The organism is Flavobacterium segetis (assembly GCF_900129575.1).
Classification (GTDB): domain Bacteria; phylum Bacteroidota; class Bacteroidia; order Flavobacteriales; family Flavobacteriaceae; genus Flavobacterium; species Flavobacterium segetis.
Genome location: NZ_FQWE01000009.1, coordinates 40,380 through 59,626, shown reverse-complemented (window position 1 = coordinate 59,626; position 19,247 = coordinate 40,380). Strand labels below are relative to the sequence as shown.

The window sequence follows — 19,247 nt, the reverse complement described above, 5'->3', positions numbered from 1 at the left end:
TGCTCTTTAAACAATTAGGTTTAATATAAAGTACTTTGAGTTTTACCACGTTTGTTTTTAAATATTTAAAAAAAGGATAAAAACTACTCTTTTTATTTAAATTCTTGTGATTTATAAAATTCTTGAGCAAAAGTTACTTTAAAAAAAATAATATAGAGATACCACACACAATCAGATGATTTTCATTAACTTAAAAAATATATAGCACTAAATTTGTATTATTTTTAAGTTAATAATACCAGTAAATAAGTCTGAATTAATTCTAAAAATCACTTTTTGTGTTATTTTTGTGTATTTATGATCTATCTTTGTAAGATACCATATTATGTTTGAGGGTTAACTTATGCTTTTATTTTCAAGCATTTAATCCAAAATTTAGAGTTTGTAATTTATATTGTTTTTTAAATGCAACTCCCTTTTTTTGCAGTTTTCTGCATCTTTTGCCTCTGGAAAAATTCCATTTACAGGCTAATAAATAATCGAAAATTGATAAAATGCACATAATAGATTATGTAATCTTTGTTGTATATATGCTGGCTATGCTTGGAGTTGGTGTATATTTTTTTAATAAAAATAAAACTGCCGAAGATTTTTATGTTAGCGGTAGAAATATGAGCAGTTGGCATATTGGATTATCAGTTGTAGCTACTGATGTTGGTGGAGGATTTTCAATTGGACTAGGCGGACTTGGTTTTACAATGGGAATTTCTGGTTCTTGGATGTTGTTTACAGGCTTACTTGGTGCTTGGCTTAGTGCTGTTTTTCTGATTCCAAAGGTGAGCGCGTTAGGACATAAATACAAGTTTTTTACTTTTCCTCAGATCTTTGGTCACTTTTATAATGCTAAAGTTGCTTTACTTGCTGGAATAATTTCTGCTATTGGATATGTTGGATTTACTAGTTCTCAAGTTTTGGCTGGAGCCAAATTAGCGTCAGCGACAATCGATGGACTTGACATACAGACTGCGCTAATTGTTATGGGACTTATAGCGGTTGTTTACACCTCAATTGGCGGACTAAAAGCAGTCATTTATACCGATACTATCCAATGGTTAGTACTTATTTGCGGATTAGTTTTTATAGGAATTCCCATTGCTTACAACGCTGTAGGAGGTTATGAGGCAATCAAAGAAACATTAGCACCTGAATATTTGTCATTGACTAATGTGAGTTGGTATCAGCTATTAAACTGGTCAGTTACAATCATACCTATTTGGTTTGTTGGAATGACATTATACCAGAGAATTTATGCCAGTAAAGGTGAAAAAGAAGCTAAAAAAGCATGGTTAATTGCTGGTGTTTTCGAATGGCCTATAATGGCATTTATGGGTGTAATCTTGGGAATGCTTGCAAAAGTTGCGGCAACTAAAGGAATGTTTGTAGGAATAACTGATGCGGCATCAATGGATAGCGAGATGGGATTACCTATTTTATTAGCCACTATTTTACCTGTAGGATTAATGGGTTTAATGCTCTCCTCTTACTTTTCAGCAATTCTATCAACAGCTGATAGTTGTTTAATGGCTGCGTCTGGAAATATTGTAACTGATATTATAGCCAAATTTTCCAAAAAAGAGCTTACCCATAAAAAGGAACTCCAACTTTCACAAATAGTTACACTATTAGTTGGTTTTTTTGCAATCCTCTTAGCTTCGCAAATGCAAAACGTACTAGAATTAATGCTTTACTCTTATGCATTCATGGTTTCAGGATTATTTGTTCCAGTCATAGGAGCTTTATTTTGGGAAAAAAGTCATCCTATTGCTGCATTTTGGAGTATGCTTTGTGGCGGCGCAACCACTATAATTCTAATAATTGCTGATAAAAAGCTACCTTTAGGTATTAAACTACCCGAGAATCTGGATGCAAACATTTATGGAATTAGTGTTTCGCTGATTTTATTTGTCACAATATCTCTTTACTATTATAACAAAAAAGAAAAACAAAATGGAATTCAAACAAATTAATGATGAAACTGGAGAAGATAAAGTTTATACTAATCAAATTATTGCTCTTTTCCTATATGCACATTTAGAACAATACGGCGATACAGTTGCCGATATTACAAAATGTATGGATTACGTAATGAACCCAGCCAAAGGCGGAAATATTATTGTGGGAATAGATGATCAAAAAATTGTAGGTGTAGTGATACTAAACAATACCGGCATGAAAGATTTCATTCCAGAAAACATTTTGGTCTATATAGCCGTGGACGGCAGCCAACGGGGCAAAGGTTACGGAAAACAATTGATGGAGAAGGCAATTGCTACCGCTGAGGGAAATATTGCACTACATGTAGAACCAGATAATCCAGCAAAGAAATTATATGAAAAACTAGGTTTTACAAATAAATACTTAGAAATGCGTCTCATAAAATAGACTTAAATGGAAAATTTTAAAAAGCTAATTGAACTACGAAAAGAACTGCATAAATATCCCGAGGTTTCTGGTACTGAAATTGAAACTGGGAAAAGCATAAAATCTTTTTTGCAAAATTATGCTCCAGACGAACTTATTTCTGAATTGGGAACTACTGGTTTTGCTGCTATTTACAAAGGTAAAAAACCTGGAAAAACAGTTTTATTTCGTTGTGAACTGGATGCTTTACCAATCGAAGAAACAAATATATTTGAGCATAAATCTGTAAACAAAGGAGTTTCTCATAAATGTGGGCATGATGGACATATCTCTATATTATGCGGCTTAGCAGTTAAGTTGCATAAAAATAAACCAGAAACAGGAGCTGTAATTTTGTTATTTCAACCTGCGGAGGAAGATGGCTCTGGCGCTGAAAAAGTTTTTTTTGATTCTAAATTTCAAGTTCTTAAACCTGATTATGTTTTTGCACTGCATAACTTGCCTGGATATTTGACAAATCAAATAGTAGTAAAAAACGGCACTTTTACATGTGCGGTCAATAGCATGATAATCCATTTGGAAGGCAAAACGTCTCACGCAGGCGAACCTGAAAAAGGAATTAACCCATCACTAGCAATAGCTGAAATTATAACAGAATTTAACGCTCGTATTCAAGCTGATAATTCTCAAAAAAATTATTGCGTAATCACTCCTATCTTTATAAAGATGGGTACTATGGCCTATGGCGTTTCTGCAGGCGTGGGAGAAATTCATTTTACAGTTCGAAGTGATAGCAATTTACAAATGGAAATTCTTGAAAAAACGTTAGAAACTTTAGTTCAATCTATAGCTTTAAAATATGCTTTGAAATGTAAGTTGAGCTGGATTCAAAATTTCAAGGCTAACTTTAATGATGACAAAGCAGTGGAAATTATTAGGAAAGCAGCAAAAATAAATCATTTCTTAGTTTTGGAAAAAGAAAATCCATTTACGTGGGGAGAGGATTTTGGATTGTTTACGCAACATTTTTCTGGCGCTATGTTTGGACTTGGCTCTGGATTAAATACTCCCGCTTTACATAATCCTGATTATGATTTTCCAGATGAAATTATAGGCACTGGAGTAAATATGTTCCATCAAATCAGTAAAGAAATTACAAATGCATACTAATTCAATAATTGAAATAAATCGCTCAGCTTATCAGAATAATATTGATTTTATTAAGAAAAATTTTGGTAAGACAGTAATCTTTTCATCGGTAGTAAAAGGAAATGCTTACGGACATGGCATTGCAGAGTTTGTTACTATGGCATTTCAATGTGGCGTAAATCATTTCTCTGTTTTCGATGTTCAGGAAGCAAAAGAAATCAAAAAAACACTTCAAAATCAAGCAACTATTCTCGTGATGGGATTAGTGCAAGATGAAGAAATGAAATGGGTTGTTGAGAATAATGTAGAGTTCTTTGTATTCGATAAAAGTCGCTTAGAGCATGCAGTAGAGACTGCTAAAAAAGCAGCAAAAAAAGCAATAATACACATTGAAGTTGAAACTGGAATGAACAGAACTGGTTTTGATAAAAATGAAATAAACACTGTTATTTCCATTATCAAAACGCAGATCAATCATTTACACTTTAAAGGACTTTGCACGCATTACGCTGGTGCAGAAAGTATAGTAAATCATGAACGCGTAAGCAAGCAAATTGAGACTTTTGAAGAAGTTTATGAGCAATTTTGCAGGAATGATTTAAAACCTACAATTAGGCATACTGCTTGCTCTGCGGCATCAATTATGTTTCCCGAAGCAAGAATGGATTTAATTCGCATCGGAATTATACAATATGGCTTGTGGCCAAGTCCAGAAGTTTTTGTAACCTATTTACACTCTCAGAAAAATAAAATTGATCCATTACAGCGCGTTATTAGTTGGAAAAGTAGTATAATGAGTGTCAAAAGTGTAAATACAGGCGATTTTATTGGTTATGGAACTAGCTTTATGGCTAAAAGAAGGATGAATATCGCCACGGTACCCATTGGCTACAGCCATGGTTATAGCCGATCATTAAGCAATCAGGGTCGCGTTCTTATTCATGGCCAGCGATGTATAGTTATAGGGTCTGTAAATATGAATATGATGACCGTTGATGTTACTGATATTAATTTAGCAAAGAAAAATGATGAAGTGGTTTTAATAGGAACACAAGAAGAACTCTCAGTTACCGTTGCCTCCTTCAGTGATTTTAGTAACCAACTCAATTACGAATTATTAACTCGAATTTCTACGGCGATTCCACGAAAAATTATAGAATAATGGCCTTTATAAAATTATATAGAAAAAAACTTGAAGAAAACTATGCCTTTTTAGATCACATTTTTAAATCTAGAAATATTCAATGGGGCGTAGTTTCTAAATTGCTTTGTGGTAACAAAATTTATTTAAAAGAAATTATCGCTCTTGGCGTTCGAGAAATTCACGATTCCAGAGTCAGCAATCTTAAAAAAGTAAAAGCTTTAGATCCAGATATCCAAACCGTCTATATAAAACCTCCTGCAAAACGAAGTATTGAAAGTATTGTTAAATATGCGGACATTAGTTTTAATACTGAAATTTATACAATTCAACTTTTATCTAACGAAGCAGTTAAGCAAAATAAAATTCATAAAGTCATCATTATGATTGAAATGGGTGATCTTCGTGAAGGCGTTATGGGCGAAGAATTAATTGCATTTTATGGAACAATTTTAAAAATGCCTAACATAGAAATTTCAGGAATTGGCACCAATTTAAATTGTTTGAGTGGCGTAATGCCCACCCAAGATAAGTTAATACAATTGAGTTTGTACAAGCAATTAATCGAAGCAAAATTTAACATTAGTATTCCATTTGTTTCCGGCGGGACCTCAGTAGCCATTCCGTTAATTCTAAAAAATGCAAGACCTATGGCTGTCAATCATTTTAGAATTGGGGAAGCACTTTTTTTTGGTAAAGATTTATTTACCGGAGATACTATAGAAGGAATGCATAATGATGTTTTTAAACTATTTGCAGAAATCATAGAAATTACTGAAAAACCAAATACACCAACGGGAGAATTAGGAGAGAATGTAGCGGGGAATTCGTTTTCTATGAATGATGTAACCGACTTAGGCATAACGTCTCTAAGAGCTATCTTAGATATTGGTTTACTAGATATGCAACCGCAATACCTCGAGTCAGATGATGCAGATATTACTATTGTTGACGCCAGTTCTGACATGCTTGTCATTGATATTTCAAATTCTAAAAAAACTTATAAAATTGGTGATTTAGTTGCTTTCAAAATAAGATATATGGGCGCTTTATACTTATTAAGTTCAGATTATATTGAAAAAACTATTGAGTAGGTTAGAGTTTTTTAGATACAGAAATAATTGCTCTTACATCAATATATGTTAATTGAAATTGTTTAATAGACTAATAGCACACTTCAATTAGAATGCTTTAATTTTTGATCCATATACAAAACAAAAATCAATACCTGCAGTAAAAAAAATATTTTTAAGAGAATTTTCTGTTTTTACCTGCTAATTTTATTAATGAAACTTCAAATAAAGTAGAATCCGTTTGAAAAACTTCTAGAATTATTGAGCAATTCTATCAGTCATAAATACTGCATATTTTATAAAGCAGCAAAATCAGTAACAGATTAGTCTAAACTATTGCATGTTGATATTAATAGTTTTAAATAATTGATAGTTAATTTAAATTAACATATCTAGGACTATAAAAATTAAATTTATTAGCTGTAGCAAAAAAAATCTCCCTAAATGCGGGAGATTTTTTTACATCTGTAATAGCATTTATACTGAATACATTTTAACTCTTAATTCTTTTACTTTTTCGTCATCAAGATAATCATCAAATGTCATATAACGATCAATGGCACCATTTGGTGTTAATTCAATTACTCTATTTGCGACCGTTTGAGAAAATTCATGATCATGAGTTGTGAAAATTACCGAACCTTTAAAATTCTTCAATGAATTATTAAAAGCTGTTATAGATTCTAAATCTAGGTGATTAGTAGGCTCATCTAACATTAAAACGTTAGCTCTTTCCATCATCATTCTCGATAACATACAACGTACTTTCTCTCCTCCTGACAGTACACGACAAGTTTTTAGAGCTTCCTCACCAGAAAAAATCATTTTACCAAGAAAACTTCTAATATTAACTTCATCACGTTCTTCTTCTGTTTTCACCCATTGACGCAACCAGTCTACAAGTGTATCATCACTTTCAAAAAAAGCGTGATTTTCTGCGGGTAGATAGGCTTGATTGGTGGTTACACCCCAATCATAAGTTCCTAAATCTGCTTTTTGATTACCATTTAATATTTGATAAAAAGCAGTCGTAGCTCGGGAATCTTTAGAAAATAAAACAATTTTATCTCCTTTTGCCATATTTAAATCAACACCTTTAAACAAAATCTCCCCTTCGATCGAAGCACTTAAATTTTGAACATTTAAGATCTGATCACCAGCTTCGCGCTCTTGATCAAAAATAATTGCTGGATAACGGCGACTTGATGGCTTTATCTCTGAAATATTCAACTTACTTATCATTTTTTTACGAGAAGTAGCTTGTTTAGATTTGGCAACGTTTGCAGAGAAACGACGAATAAATTCCTCTAATTCTTGTTTCTTTTCCTCTGCTTTCTTATTTTGTTGCGCACGTTGTTTTGCGGCTAATTGACTTGATTCATACCAAAAAGTATAATTACCTGAATAGTGATTGATCTTACTAAAGTCTATGTCAGAAATATGAGTGCACACTGAATCTAAAAAGTGTCTATCGTGAGAGACTACAATTACAGTATTTTCATAATTAGCCAAGAAATTTTCTAACCATGCAATGGTTTCAAAATCTAAGTCATTTGTAGGCTCATCCATAATTAGCAAATCAGGATTTCCAAATAAGGCTTGTGCCAAAAGTACACGTACTTTAATTTTTCCCTCTAAATCACCCATTAAAGTATAATGAAACTCCTCATTTATGCCAAGATTTGAAAGCATAGAAGCCGCATCCGAGTCAGCATTCCATCCATTCATTTCTTCAAATTGTACTTGTAACTCCCCTATTCTATCAGCATTTGAATCATTGTAGTCTAAGTACAAAGCATCCATTTCTTTCTTGATTGCGTAAAGGGTTTTATTGCCCATCATAACAGTTTCAAGAACGGTGCTCTCGTCAAACATGTTGTGGTTTTGATTCAAAACCGACATACGTTTTCCTGGCTCTAAATGAATATGTCCTGAAGTAGGATCCATTTCACCTGCAATTATTTTAAGAAAAGTAGATTTTCCAGCACCATTAGCTCCAATAACTCCATATATATTACCGTGGGTAAAGGTCGTATTTACTTCGTCAAACAAAATTCTTTTGCCAAACTGAACTGATAAATTATTTACTGTTAACATGAATATCTTTTTATAAAATTTGTGCAAAAGTACGAAAAAAATAGAGAATATATTTAAACGGAAGTACCCAAACATTTATACTATTTTCCATGTAGATAAATTTGATTGTTTATTATAAGAGCTTTAAAGGTTATTTTGTCTTCTTTAATGTTACCAAATTCTATACAAATAGCATTAGCTAAGCGATAAATTTAAAGAGACTTGTACTCCCTTGGTTATTCAATTATTGAGTAGTTATTGTAAAGTTGAATATAAATATCAATCTACTGGATGTGTTAATTATAAACGTTAAGGATGCAATAAGTTAAAAACAAAGAAAAATAAATCTCTTTTTTTTTACTGAAAATGAATAATAAAGTTTTAAATATGCGATACGTGCCGCAGTTAATTTCATAATTCTTCATAATTAAACAAATTAAAATAGTGTATTGTTTCAAAAAATGATTATTCTACAATTTTAGTCACATTTATTCTATTTTATTTTTTTTTAATTTAGTTTACAAATATATTTACGGTCTTCTATAAAATATAACGAACTTACAATTATGAATTCAGAAAACGTGCAGACAAAATGGGGACAGTTTATATCCTTAATTATAGTGTTCTTCTTTTGGGGATTTGTTGGCTCTGCCAATGATATTTTGATTCCAGTATTTAAAAAAGTATTCACTTTAACCCAACTTCAATCTCAATTAGTAGCTTGGGCATTTTATGTTGCCTATTTTGTAGGATCACTTATTTTCTTTCTGGTTTCTTTAAGGTCAGATGTACTACAAAAATTTGGTTACAAAAAAACACTATCGGCAGGTTTACTCCTTTCAGCGGTAGGCTCATTTTTATTTATTCCGGCTGCAACTATGGAAAGTTTTCCCTTCTTTCTTACCGCTTTATTTACAGTAGGCTTAGGATTTTCTATTCAACAAATTGTAGCTAACCCTTTAGCAATAAAAATGGGGAGCCCTGAATCTGGCGCACACCGTTTAACACTTGCGGGAGGTTTAAATTCGTTTGGAACGACTATGGGTGGAATCATACTTGCTATTGCATTGTTTGGGATGGGAGATAATAAAAAAACTAATCTTTCACTGGAAGATATTAAACTACCTTTTATAATTCTAGGTTTGGCATTTATAGCTGTAGCAATATTTATGTATTTTTCTAAAATTGAAGATCCAGCTAAACAAGAAGAGGCAAAAATAGATGATGCACCTTCAACTTTTCGAATATTTGATTATCCACAACTGTATTTAGGAATGTTGGCAATTTTTATATATGTAGGAACAGAAGTAACAATAATTAGTAATTTACCAGCACTACTGCATACTAAAGAGTTTGGTGGAATTTTAGAAGATGCTATTTCGCCTTTCATCGCCTTATATTGGGGAAGTTTAATGATTGGAAGGTGGAATGGAGGCGTTAATGTTTTCAACACAACAAATTTAGTCAATACAGCCCTTAAATTTATAGTGCCAGCATTAGCATTTGGAGTAATTATAGGAGCAAACATTTTTGCTGCTCATGATGTTTCAGCTTTTTATATTTATCCCCTATGGATATTACTTTTTATAGCGGTTAGTTTCGTTGGCGGAAAAAACGCAGGAAAAACATTAATGCTTTTTGGACTCTCTGGATTAGCAATGATGTTTGCTGGATTAGTAGTCACTGATACTGAGACTGCAAAATTTTTCTTCATCTCAGGTGGTCTATTTTTATCTATTATGTGGCCATCAATATTCGATTTAGCTATTGCTGGATTGGGGAAAAATACGGGAAAAGCGTCTTCATTTTTAATTATGATGATTCTAGGCGGTGGAATAATTCCCCTTATTCAAGGTGCAATTTGTGATTTAGACTTAACAAATCCAAGCGGAATATTAGGAATTTCATATACACACTTTTCCTATGTAGTTCCTTTAGCTGGTTTTGCCTACTTAGCATTTTATGGTTTTTACTGTCCTAAAATATTACAAAAACAAGGAATATACCAAATTAAGAGTAAAGGCAGCGGACACTAATGATCTACAAACTAAAAAAATCCGATTTGCAATATAGCAAGTCGGATTTTTTTTTGAGTAAAATGAATGGTTCTTATTTATTTCCTTTTTCAAAATCAGCTACAAATTGCGCTAATCCTATGTCAGTTAATGGATGTTTCAACAATCCGTAAATTGCGGAAAGTGGTCCTGTCATAACATCAGCACCTATTTTAGCACAATTTACAATATGCATGGTGTGACGAACTGAAGCAGCTAGTATTTGCGTTTCATAGCCATAGTTGTCATAAATTAATCTAATTTCTTCAATCAAAGCTAAACCATCTGTAGAAACATCATCGAGACGACCTATGAATGGGGAAACATAAGTTGCTCCTGCTTTTGCAGCTAATAACGCTTGTCCAGCAGAAAAAACTAAAGTTACATTTGTCTTGATTCCTTTATCCGAAAAATATTTTGCTGCCATGACACCTTCTTTAGTCATTGGTAATTTGACAACAATTTGCTCGTGTAAGTCGGCTAATTCTTCTCCTTCTTTGATCATACCATCATAATCTAAAGCGTTTACCTCAGCACTCACATCACCTTCAACCAGGTTACAAATATCCACATAATGTTTCAAAATGCTATTTTTACCTGTAATTCCCTCTTTAGCCATCAATGACGGATTTGTTGTAACGCCATCCAAAACGCCTAATGCTTGTGCTTCTTTAATCTGAGCTAAATTAGCCGTGTCAATAAAAAATTTCATATTATATAGTTTAATTGTGTGTTTTTAATTCTCGGGGCGTGACCCAAGGGCCGGGCTTTCCGTTCCCGCTTTAATCCCTTACGCAAGAGTAAAATATTAAATCGCCACTGGCTGTTTTTCTCATAATGTCAAATCTTACGCAAATTCCGCACAAAATTACAATTTATATTTACTTAACTAAATTATTTTTATTCAATTCTTTGAGTTCATCTCTAATTTCTTCAAGCACATTCAACATATCTTCTTTGTAAAGTTCATTGTTACTAATAATAGTATTAATCCATCTAACTACTCTAAAGAGTATTAAACCGAATAAAACAAGTAATAACAAAGGTGCTAAATGAGGCAAAAAGCTTTCTATTTTTCCCGTAATTATAATCTATAATGATTCATTAACATTTTTTCATATACTTTGTCAGGCAAGATTCTTTTTAAAACAATAGAAAATTTTTGCATAAAAGCACCCACTTTATAATGAATTTTTGGACTAGGATCTTGAATAATATTGTAAACAGCCTCAGCCATCTCGTTAGGATTGCTACCCGCATCAACATGCTCATCCAAAGCTTTTAGAGTGTTCCCGTATGCATTTTTATAAGCTGAACCTTTGGTTACCGGCGCATGAAAACGTCCAGCCGCAATATTAGTTGCAAAGTCGCCCGGAGCAACATTTGTGATTTCTATACCAAAGGATTTAACTTCCATTCGCAAACTTTCCGTAATCAGTTCAAGAGCACCTTTTGCAGCAGAGTAAACGCCTCTGTAAGGCAAACCCATATATCCAGCTATAGAAGTTATATTAATTATTAAACCTGAGTTTTGAAAACGCATTATCGGCAAAACGGCCTTCATGACCTCGATAGGCCCAAAAAAATTAGTTTCAAAATTATTTTTGATTTCTTCCATCGGAATTTCTTCTAAAGGCCCTGTAATTCCAACACCCGCATTATTAATAACAATGTCTAGTCTTCCAGATGTAGCTATTATTTTGGCCACAGCCAAATGAATTGAATCTACATTTCGAACATCTAAAGACACTAAAGGAAAAACTGAATTCAATATTCGCTCTGGATTTCTACTAGTTCCATAAACAGTAAAACCTTTATTATGCAAAAATTCGCCAATAGATTTACCTATTCCCGATGAACCGCCTGTAATAAGAACTACTCTACTCATTTTACTGTTTTTAAGAATGCGAAACGTCCAAAAATAAAAAAATCTTCCTAAAGGAAGACTATTATTAACTGTATTTTAAAAAAAATGGCAAGCGACCTACATCGCACCGCTCAACCACGTACCCTTGCTATGTTCCCATCCTGGGGGAGTCTGCAGGAGCTGGTCGTGTAGGACTTGCCAGTGCAAATGTACAACACTTTTTATATTTTTGCAATACCTTTGCAGCTATAAATTAACGTTGTATATTGTTCTATCAAATTTTAAAACTATGAAAAAATATAACTTCCTATCTGTCATTTTATTAGGAATAACATTAGCCAATTGTGGCGACACAAAAAAAGGAGAAAATTCTATATTTACAATTGACACTACCAAATTTAAGGAGCAATATCAGCCGCAAGAGTCCTTAGAGTTAGCTGTTTTAAACCCCAACAAAAAAGTAATTGATAGCATTATATTTTATATAAATGACAAAAAAATAGGTTCAAAAATAGACACTGAAAAACTAACAGTTACATTAAAAGATCAAAAGCTAGGGTATCAAAACTTAAAAGCGCTGGTTTATTTTGAAGGAGAAAATAGCGAAGCGGCTTCGAGAGTCGAACTTGTTTCTAATGTAAAACCTAGACTATTAAAATACACAATTGTTAATACGTACCCTCATGATTATGAAGCGTACACCCAAGGATTAGAATTTTATCGTGACACATTGTATGAAGGTACAGGAAACGGAAGCGGAGCTACAGGAAAAAGAGGGATATCAAGTTTAAGAAAAACAGATTATAAAACAGGAAAAGTATATAAGAAAGTAGAACTTGCGGATCAATATTTTGGTGAAGGAATCACAATCCTAAATAATAAAGTGTATCAACTGACTTGGCAAAACAATGAGGGATATATCTACAACGCCGATACTTTTAAAAAAGAAAAAACATTTCCGTATTTTAAAAGTGAATTAGAAGGCTGGGGCCTTACAAACGATGGGACGTACTTATACCAATCCGATGGGACGGAAAAAATATGGAAATTAGATCCACAAACACTTAAGGAAATTGATTTTATCAATGTTTACTCCTATGAAACAAAAATAAAATCGATCAACGAATTAGAATGGATTGATGGAAAAATCTTTGGGAATATTTATCAAAAAGACGCCATTGCTGTTATTAATCCTCAAACGGGGGCAGTGGAAGCTATTATAAATCTAACTGATTTAAAAAATAAAGTTTCTCAATTACCTGATAATGACGTATTAAACGGAATTGCATATAACCCAAAAACTAAAACCATTTTTGTGACTGGAAAGAATTGGGATAAAATGTTTGAAATTAAAGTTTCAGACTAATTTTTTTAAAATGATTACATTAATTACCAATATCAAAGAATTGCTGCAAGTGCGAGACACTTCGATCGCCAAAGTTTCTGGGGTAGAAATGGCTGTTTTGCCAACTATCAAAAATGCTTTTTTACTATTACAAGATAATTTAATTGCCGATTTCGGAGAGATGAAAAATCTAACTGAAATAAAAGCGGATAAAATTATTGATGCTACTGGAAAAATCGTGTTGCCAGCTTGGTGTGATAGCCACACACATATTGTATATGCTGGAAACCGTGAACAAGAATTTGTGGATAGAATAAATGGTTTTACTTATAACGAAATTGCTAATCGTGGTGGTGGAATATTGAATTCAGCAAAAAAACTTAATGAAACATCCGAAAAAGAGATTTACGAACAGTCAAAAATCCGATTAAAAGAAATAATGCGTTTGGGAACTGGAGCAGTTGAAATTAAATCTGGCTACGGTCTAACGGTTAAGGGAGAATTAAAAATGCTTCGTATCATTCAAAAACTAGCTCAAAATTATCCTATAACTATTAAAGCTACCTTTCTTGGCGCACATGCTATTCCACTAGAATTTAAAACTAATCGCAAAGGATATATAGACTCGGTGATAAATGAAATGCTTCCGGAAATTGCGAAATATAAGTTGGCAGATTTTATAGATGTCTTTTGTGAAACTGACTATTTTACTGTTGCTGAGACAGAACAAATTATGAAAGCGGGTATTATTTTTGGCTTAAAGCCAAAAATACATGTTAATCAGTTTAATTCAATTGGTGGAGTTCAAGCTGGGGTAAAACATAATGCACTTTCTATAGATCATCTCGAGTTAATGACCACAGCTGATATTGAAGTTTTAAAAAAAACCGCTACAATGCCAGTGGCGTTACCTTCTTGTTCTTACTTTTTAAGTATTCCTTATACGCCAGCACGAGAAATGATTACGGCAGGATTACCATTAGCATTAGCTACAGATTATAATCCAGGTTCTACTCCATCAGGGAATATGAATTTTGTGGTTGCAACAGCATGTATTAAAATGAAAATGACTCCCGAGGAGGCCATAAACGCTGCCACATTAAATGGTGCTTTTGCCATGGGAATTTCAGCAACTCATGGAAGCATAACAATTGGTAAAAAAGCAAATCTTATAATAACGAAACCTATTTCCTCATATTACCAATTACCGTATGCTTTTGGTAGTAATTTAATTGATTTGGTATTTATTGAAGGAAAAAAAATTTCATAAAAAAAGAGGAACATAACGTTCCTCTTTTTTTATTTAAAATTATAAAAAAATTACCTTAAATTGAAACTTGTTTTAGAAACGAGTTGACCTTTGTCAAAAATATTAATAAAATAAGTTCCTTTCACAAAATCCTTTCCTTTTAGGTCTTTTGTCACTTGCATGGTTTTGTTCTCATATTCAACATTTGTTACAAAACTGTAAGTCAATGTATTCTCGCCAAAATTCTCAGTGTTTTTGTCTCCCATAACATTATTTTTACCATCAATAACCTGAACATAAAAAGTTTTAGCACCTGATTTTGCAATCGCATTTTCAGCAATTGTAAAACTTACTCTTAAAACATCAGCTCTACTTGCTTTATCTGTTTCAATTTGTTTTCCTGAGCTTCGTACTTTAAAAGCTGATCCTCTTGTATTCAAAACTGTTAATTTTGAACCCATTTCTACCGCTTTAGAAAGTTCTTCATTTTGTCCTGTTAACGCCTCAACATTTTTCCTAGACTCTCCTAGAACCACAACTGTGCTATCACGCTGTGTGGTCAATGTTGTGTTTGCCAATTTTAGATTTTCATTCTCTGTCATCAATACTTTCATATTCGCTTGGAGAGAGTTAAATTGCGTCCTGTATTTAGACAAGGAAGCAACATCACCCTTTGACTTGCTTAATTGAGACATTAAACTTACAACTTTATCTCTTTCTTGAATTAACTCATCTGACATTGAAGTATTTTCTGAAATAGCTGCATCATAAGTAGATTTTAGATCTTGTAGATCTTTCATTACTGACTCTTTTTCAGTCATTGTAGAGTTTAATTCGGTTTTTGCCGTGTCTGCTTCCGATGTCATTTTATAGATATAAACTAAACTCCCCACTAATAAAATAGCTAAAACTGCTATTACCGCCTTGAGACTTGAACTACTTTTTTGATTTTCCATCTGCTTTTTTTTTTCAAATTTAATAATATATAACCATCTAACAACGGAACTTTATACAATTATAGTATTTTTGGATAAAAATATTTCTTTGATGGAAAAAATCATTCCTTTTATAATTAACGATCTCTCAAGAATTACGAATCACAGAAGTGGTGAAATAAAATTTGGCGAGAAAATGCTAACGATACCTATTGATGCTGACTATCTTGAATTTGTAAAAGATTGTGATGCAAAATTCGTACTTTTTGGAATCCCTGAAGACATAGGCGTGAGAGCAAATTTTGGAAGACCAGGAACTGCATCTGCTTGGGAAAATGCTATTAAAAGCATTGCGAATATACAACATAATCGTTTTTGTAAAGGAAGCCAAATTATAATTTTAGGACAATTAGACGTAGCTGAACTTATGAAAGAAGTACAATTTTTAAATTTTAATGATATTGACGATCGATTTAAGCTAAGTCAATTAGTCGCTAAAATAGATAAGGACGTTGCACATATCATTTTTAGCATTGTTAAATCTGGTAAAATACCAATTGTGATTGGTGGTGGCCACAACAATTCTTATGGAAATATAAAAGGTGCGGCTCTTGCCAAAGGAAAATCAATAAATGCAATCAATTTTGATGCACATTCTGATTTTAGGATTCTTGAAGGCCGTCACAGTGGAAATGGATTTTCTTACGCTTATGAAGAGGGTTTTCTTAAAAAATATTTCATATTTGGCGTACATGAAAATTATGTTTCAAAAAGCGTTTTAGATATTATAAAAAAAATAGAAGATCGCGTTCGATACAATACTTATGATAGTGTTGCTATTAGAAGAGAAAAGCAATTTGATCCAGAAATGGAGAGAGCTTTAGAATTTATAGGTAATGATTTTTTCGGAATTGAGATTGACTTGGATGCAATTCCTAATATTGCTAGTAGTGCTATGACTTTGAGCGGTTATTCAATTGAACAGCTTCGTCAGTTTATATCATATTTTGGGAAAAATAAAAACGCCTCCTATTTGCATATTTGCGAAGGCGCACCAGATTTAGGAGAGGAGAAAAACAACCATTTGATAGGTAAATTAATAGGATATTTAATTACTGATTTTATAAAATCCAATTTATCGATTCAAGATTAAGTACTTTTACACATCAAAAACCTACGTAATAAAGCTAGGTGCCAAACAAAGAATAATCACCAAAAATAATAATCATATCTTTGTCTAACTTTACATGTACTTATTACATGATATTTAAACTTAAAATATGTTATTCGAAGATTTATCACTCTCAAAAAGTATACAAAGAGCTGTATTTGAGCAAGGCTATGTAGAAGCAACTCCCATACAAGAACAATCAATTCCAATCGTTTTATCGGGACGTGATATGATAGGATGTGCGCAAACAGGAACAGGAAAAACAGCTGCTTTTGCAATACCTATTATTCATCAATTACACAGAATTGTAGGTTCATCAAAAAAAGCGAGTCCAATTCGGGCATTAGTAATTACACCCACAAGAGAATTAGCAGTTCAAATAGGTCAAAATTTTGATCAATACGCAAAATACACCAACTTAGTGCAACTCACTATTTTTGGTGGTGTTTCTCAAGTTCCGCAAGTGGAAATGTTGAAAAAAGGTATCGATATTTTAATTGCAACTCCTGGAAGATTGCTGGATTTAGTTAAGCAAGGTTTTATCGATTTAGATCATTTACATACATTAGTTTTAGATGAAGCGGATCAAATGCTCGATATGGGATTTATAAATGATGTCAAAAAAATTGTAAAATTAACTCCTAATAATAGACAAACACTTTTATTCTCTGCAACTATGCCAATGGCTATTAGAGAATTAGCAGAAATGTTTTTAAAAGATCCGGAGACGATTAGCGTTTCACCAGTTTCATCGACTGCCGAAAATGTAGAACAACGCGTATACTTTGTTGAAAAAGGAGAAAAAAGAAACTTGTTATATCATTTAATTAAAAATGAGAATTTATCTAATGTATTAGTTTTTTCAAGAACTAAACATGGTGCTGATAATGTTGTAAAAGCATTGCGTAAACATGATATTGCCGCTGAGGCGATCCACGGCGATAAATCTCAAAATGCAAGACAGCGTGTTTTAGATGGTTTTAAAAACAAAGAAGTTAATGTTCTTGTGGCTACTGATATTGCAGCCAGAGGAATTGATATTGATCAATTGCCGTATGTAATTAATTTTGACCTCCCTAATATCCCTGAAACGTATGTCCATAGAATAGGCAGAACGGGACGTGCTGGTAATGATGGTGTTGCCATTTCTTTTTGTGGAAAAGATGAACATCAATACTGGAAAGATATTCAAAGATTAATAAAGGTCAATGTTAAAATAGTAAGTGATCACCCTTACGGTTGGCACTCAGGAAGCCCAGAAACGGCTCCAGGAGTTAAACAAAGTAGCTCGAACAGGAGTGGCGCTGCCCATAAGTCAAGAAAATCAGAAGTTTCCAAGCAAAACAAAAAGCGTTGGTATTAAAATTTCTTTACTTCAGCATTTTTTTTTAAATATTTTAATAGTTGTTTTGAAAATTGTAGTCTAAAGGCATATCAAATCTAAAAGTATAGATCATCTATTCTTTAATGTCAAAAAAAAAGCCTGTTTTGTACATTACAAACAGGCTTTTTTTTAAAGTGCATATTTTTAAGATTCGATAGTCTCAGCAATTTCAGCGTCACCTTCCCACTTGCCTACAACAGATGTCGCCAATGCATTCCCTAAAACATTAGTTGCACTACGGAACATATCACAAAAATGATCTATAGGTAATATTAATGCGATTCCCTCAATGGGAATATCAAACATTCCACAAGTTGCTGCAACAACAACCAAGCTAGCTCTCGGTACACCAGCTATTCCTTTACTAGTTAACATTAAAACTAAAAGCATAGTCATTTGTGTTCCAATATCTAAATGTATTCCATATGCTTGTGCAATAAAAATACTCGCAAATGTCATATACATCATACTTCCATCAAGATTAAAGGAATACCCTAATGGCAACATAAATGATACAATCTTGTCCTTGACCCCAAAACGTTCTAACTCTTCCGTTAATTTGGGAAATACAGCTTCACTGCTTGTCGTTCCAAAAGCAATTATTAATGGACTCACAATTCGTTTAAGTAAAATCGTCATTCTACTTTTTAGAAAAATATACCCCACAAGTATTAAAACTACCCAAAGAGAGGAAATTCCAATTAAGAAAGAACCAAAAAACTTGAAGTATGTAATAGCTAATTCCTGAAAATCACGAACCGCAAAGACTCCAGCTATAGCGCCAAAAACTCCAATCGGTGCAAACTTCATCACATAATTAACCATCTTTAAAATAATATGTGATATTTTTTCAAAAGCATAAGTAACTGGCTTTACATACTCACCCAGTGAAGCTGCGGCTAAACCGAAGAAAATAGAGAAAATTACAATTTGTAAAATCTCATTTGTTGCCATTGCCTCAAATATACTCTTGGGAACGATGTGCTCTATGAAATTTTCGAATGAAATGTTTTGAGTTTTAGCAGTAACCTCTGAAGCGGAAGCCAGATCAATACTAGGTAAATTAAGCCCAACTCCAGGTTTTAAAACATTCACAAAAAACATTCCCAATAATAGAGAAATAAAGGAAGCTGTAAAAAACCAGCCCATCGCTTTCCCTCCTATTCTTCCAACCGCTTTTATGTCACCTAGTTTTGCAATACCTACAACTAATGTGGTAAATACAAGAGGTGAAATTATCATTTGAACTAACCTTATAAAGACTGTTGCTAAAATTTTAATCTTAGTACTAAATGCTTGAGCATCTTCTGGAGAAATTGTATTGTGGATTACAATTCCTAAAATAGCACCTAAAACCATTGCTATTAATATTTGACCAGTTAATCCAGAAATAAACGATGTTTTCTTATCGGTAAAAGTATTCATTAATAATATGTTAATTG

General features: G+C 32.8%; 15 protein-coding genes and 1 other RNA gene. 10 read left to right on the top strand and 6 right to left on the bottom strand.

Features of this window, described 5'->3' with window-relative positions; all coding sequences use genetic code 11:
• Window positions 1-494 precede the first annotated feature (494 nt).
• Genes BUA99_RS12550 through BUA99_RS12530 form a run of 5 tightly spaced genes read left to right on the top strand, consistent with a single transcriptional unit; the run spans window position 495 to window position 5,745 of the window.
• Complete coding sequence (locus tag BUA99_RS12550; protein ID WP_072992892.1) at window positions 495-1,967, top strand: sodium:solute symporter family protein; 1,473 nt, start codon at window positions 495-497, stop codon at window positions 1,965-1,967.
• Entirely contained in the window at window positions 1,948-2,382 is a 435-nt protein-coding gene (locus BUA99_RS12545) for a GNAT family N-acetyltransferase (protein ID WP_072992887.1), read from the top strand. Before BUA99_RS12550 ends, BUA99_RS12545 begins: the two co-directional genes overlap by 20 nt.
• A 6-nt stretch (window positions 2,383-2,388) precedes the next feature.
• Window positions 2,389-3,531 (top strand): amidohydrolase, encoded by a 1,143-nt coding sequence (locus BUA99_RS12540; protein WP_072992885.1) that lies wholly within the window; start codon window positions 2,389-2,391, stop codon window positions 3,529-3,531.
• Window positions 3,521-4,672, top strand: coding sequence for an alanine racemase (gene alr, locus BUA99_RS12535; RefSeq protein ID WP_072992883.1), 1,152 nt, complete (start codon window positions 3,521-3,523; stop codon window positions 4,670-4,672). Before BUA99_RS12540 ends, alr begins: the two co-directional genes overlap by 11 nt.
• Window positions 4,672-5,745 (top strand): alanine/ornithine racemase family PLP-dependent enzyme, encoded by a 1,074-nt coding sequence (locus BUA99_RS12530; protein WP_072992882.1) that lies wholly within the window; start codon window positions 4,672-4,674, stop codon window positions 5,743-5,745. Before alr ends, BUA99_RS12530 begins: the two co-directional genes overlap by 1 nt.
• Before the next feature lie 456 nt (window positions 5,746-6,201).
• On the opposite strand, the gene BUA99_RS12525 is transcribed toward BUA99_RS12530, so the two are convergent.
• Window positions 6,202-7,821 (bottom strand): ABC-F family ATP-binding cassette domain-containing protein, encoded by a 1,620-nt coding sequence (locus tag BUA99_RS12525; RefSeq protein ID WP_072992880.1) that lies wholly within the window; start codon window positions 7,819-7,821, stop codon window positions 6,202-6,204.
• A gap of 545 nt (window positions 7,822-8,366) precedes the next feature.
• On the opposite strand from BUA99_RS12525, the gene BUA99_RS12520 reads away from it, so the two are divergent.
• Window positions 8,367-9,836, top strand: a complete 1,470-nt coding sequence (locus BUA99_RS12520) for an MFS transporter (RefSeq protein WP_072992878.1) — start codon at window positions 8,367-8,369, stop codon at window positions 9,834-9,836.
• A 73-nt stretch (window positions 9,837-9,909) separates the two neighbouring features.
• On the opposite strand, the gene fsa is transcribed toward BUA99_RS12520, so the two are convergent.
• The 3 genes from fsa to ffs all read right to left on the bottom strand — a co-directional run bounded on the left by fsa (window position 9,910) and on the right by ffs (window position 11,922).
• Window positions 9,910-10,566: a fructose-6-phosphate aldolase gene (fsa, locus tag BUA99_RS12515; protein WP_072992876.1), complete on the bottom strand. Its 657-nt coding sequence runs from the start codon at window positions 10,564-10,566 to the stop codon at window positions 9,910-9,912.
• Between the two features lie 372 nt (window positions 10,567-10,938).
• Window positions 10,939-11,742, bottom strand: a complete 804-nt coding sequence (locus BUA99_RS12510; protein WP_072992875.1) for an SDR family oxidoreductase — start codon at window positions 11,740-11,742, stop codon at window positions 10,939-10,941.
• 82 nt (window positions 11,743-11,824) lie between these two features.
• An RNA gene (gene ffs / locus BUA99_RS12505) (signal recognition particle sRNA small type) lies at window positions 11,825-11,922 on the bottom strand.
• An 88-nt stretch (window positions 11,923-12,010) separates the two neighbouring features.
• On the opposite strand from ffs, the gene BUA99_RS12500 reads away from it, so the two are divergent.
• Window positions 12,011-13,087 carry a glutaminyl-peptide cyclotransferase gene (locus BUA99_RS12500; RefSeq protein ID WP_072993043.1) on the top strand — a complete coding sequence of 359 codons (1,077 nt, stop codon included), beginning with the start codon at window positions 12,011-12,013 and terminating at the stop codon, window positions 13,085-13,087.
• 10 nt (window positions 13,088-13,097) lie between these two features.
• A complete protein-coding gene (gene hutI, locus BUA99_RS12495; RefSeq protein WP_072993041.1) occupies window positions 13,098-14,336 on the top strand; it encodes an imidazolonepropionase in 1,239 nt (412 codons plus the stop codon).
• 50 nt (window positions 14,337-14,386) lie between these two features.
• Here the strand turns inward: hutI and BUA99_RS12490 are convergent, their stop codons facing one another.
• A complete protein-coding gene (locus BUA99_RS12490; RefSeq protein ID WP_072992872.1) occupies window positions 14,387-15,271 on the bottom strand; it encodes a hypothetical protein in 885 nt (294 codons plus the stop codon).
• 91 nt (window positions 15,272-15,362) lie between these two features.
• Between BUA99_RS12490 and BUA99_RS12485 the strand changes: the two genes are divergently transcribed.
• Together BUA99_RS12485 and BUA99_RS12480 are read left to right on the top strand one after the other, a co-directional pair.
• On the top strand, window positions 15,363-16,403 hold the full coding sequence (locus BUA99_RS12485) for a formimidoylglutamase (protein ID WP_072992869.1): 1,041 nt from the start codon (window positions 15,363-15,365) through the stop codon (window positions 16,401-16,403).
• Between the two features lie 127 nt (window positions 16,404-16,530).
• Window positions 16,531-17,784: a DEAD/DEAH box helicase gene (locus BUA99_RS12480; protein ID WP_072992867.1), complete on the top strand. Its 1,254-nt coding sequence runs from the start codon at window positions 16,531-16,533 to the stop codon at window positions 17,782-17,784.
• A gap of 165 nt (window positions 17,785-17,949) precedes the next feature.
• Here BUA99_RS12480 and BUA99_RS12475 read toward each other — a convergent pair whose 3' ends face one another.
• Window positions 17,950-19,230 (bottom strand): dicarboxylate/amino acid:cation symporter, encoded by a 1,281-nt coding sequence (locus tag BUA99_RS12475; protein WP_072992865.1) that lies wholly within the window; start codon window positions 19,228-19,230, stop codon window positions 17,950-17,952.
• Between the last annotated feature and the right edge of the window lie 17 nt (window positions 19,231-19,247).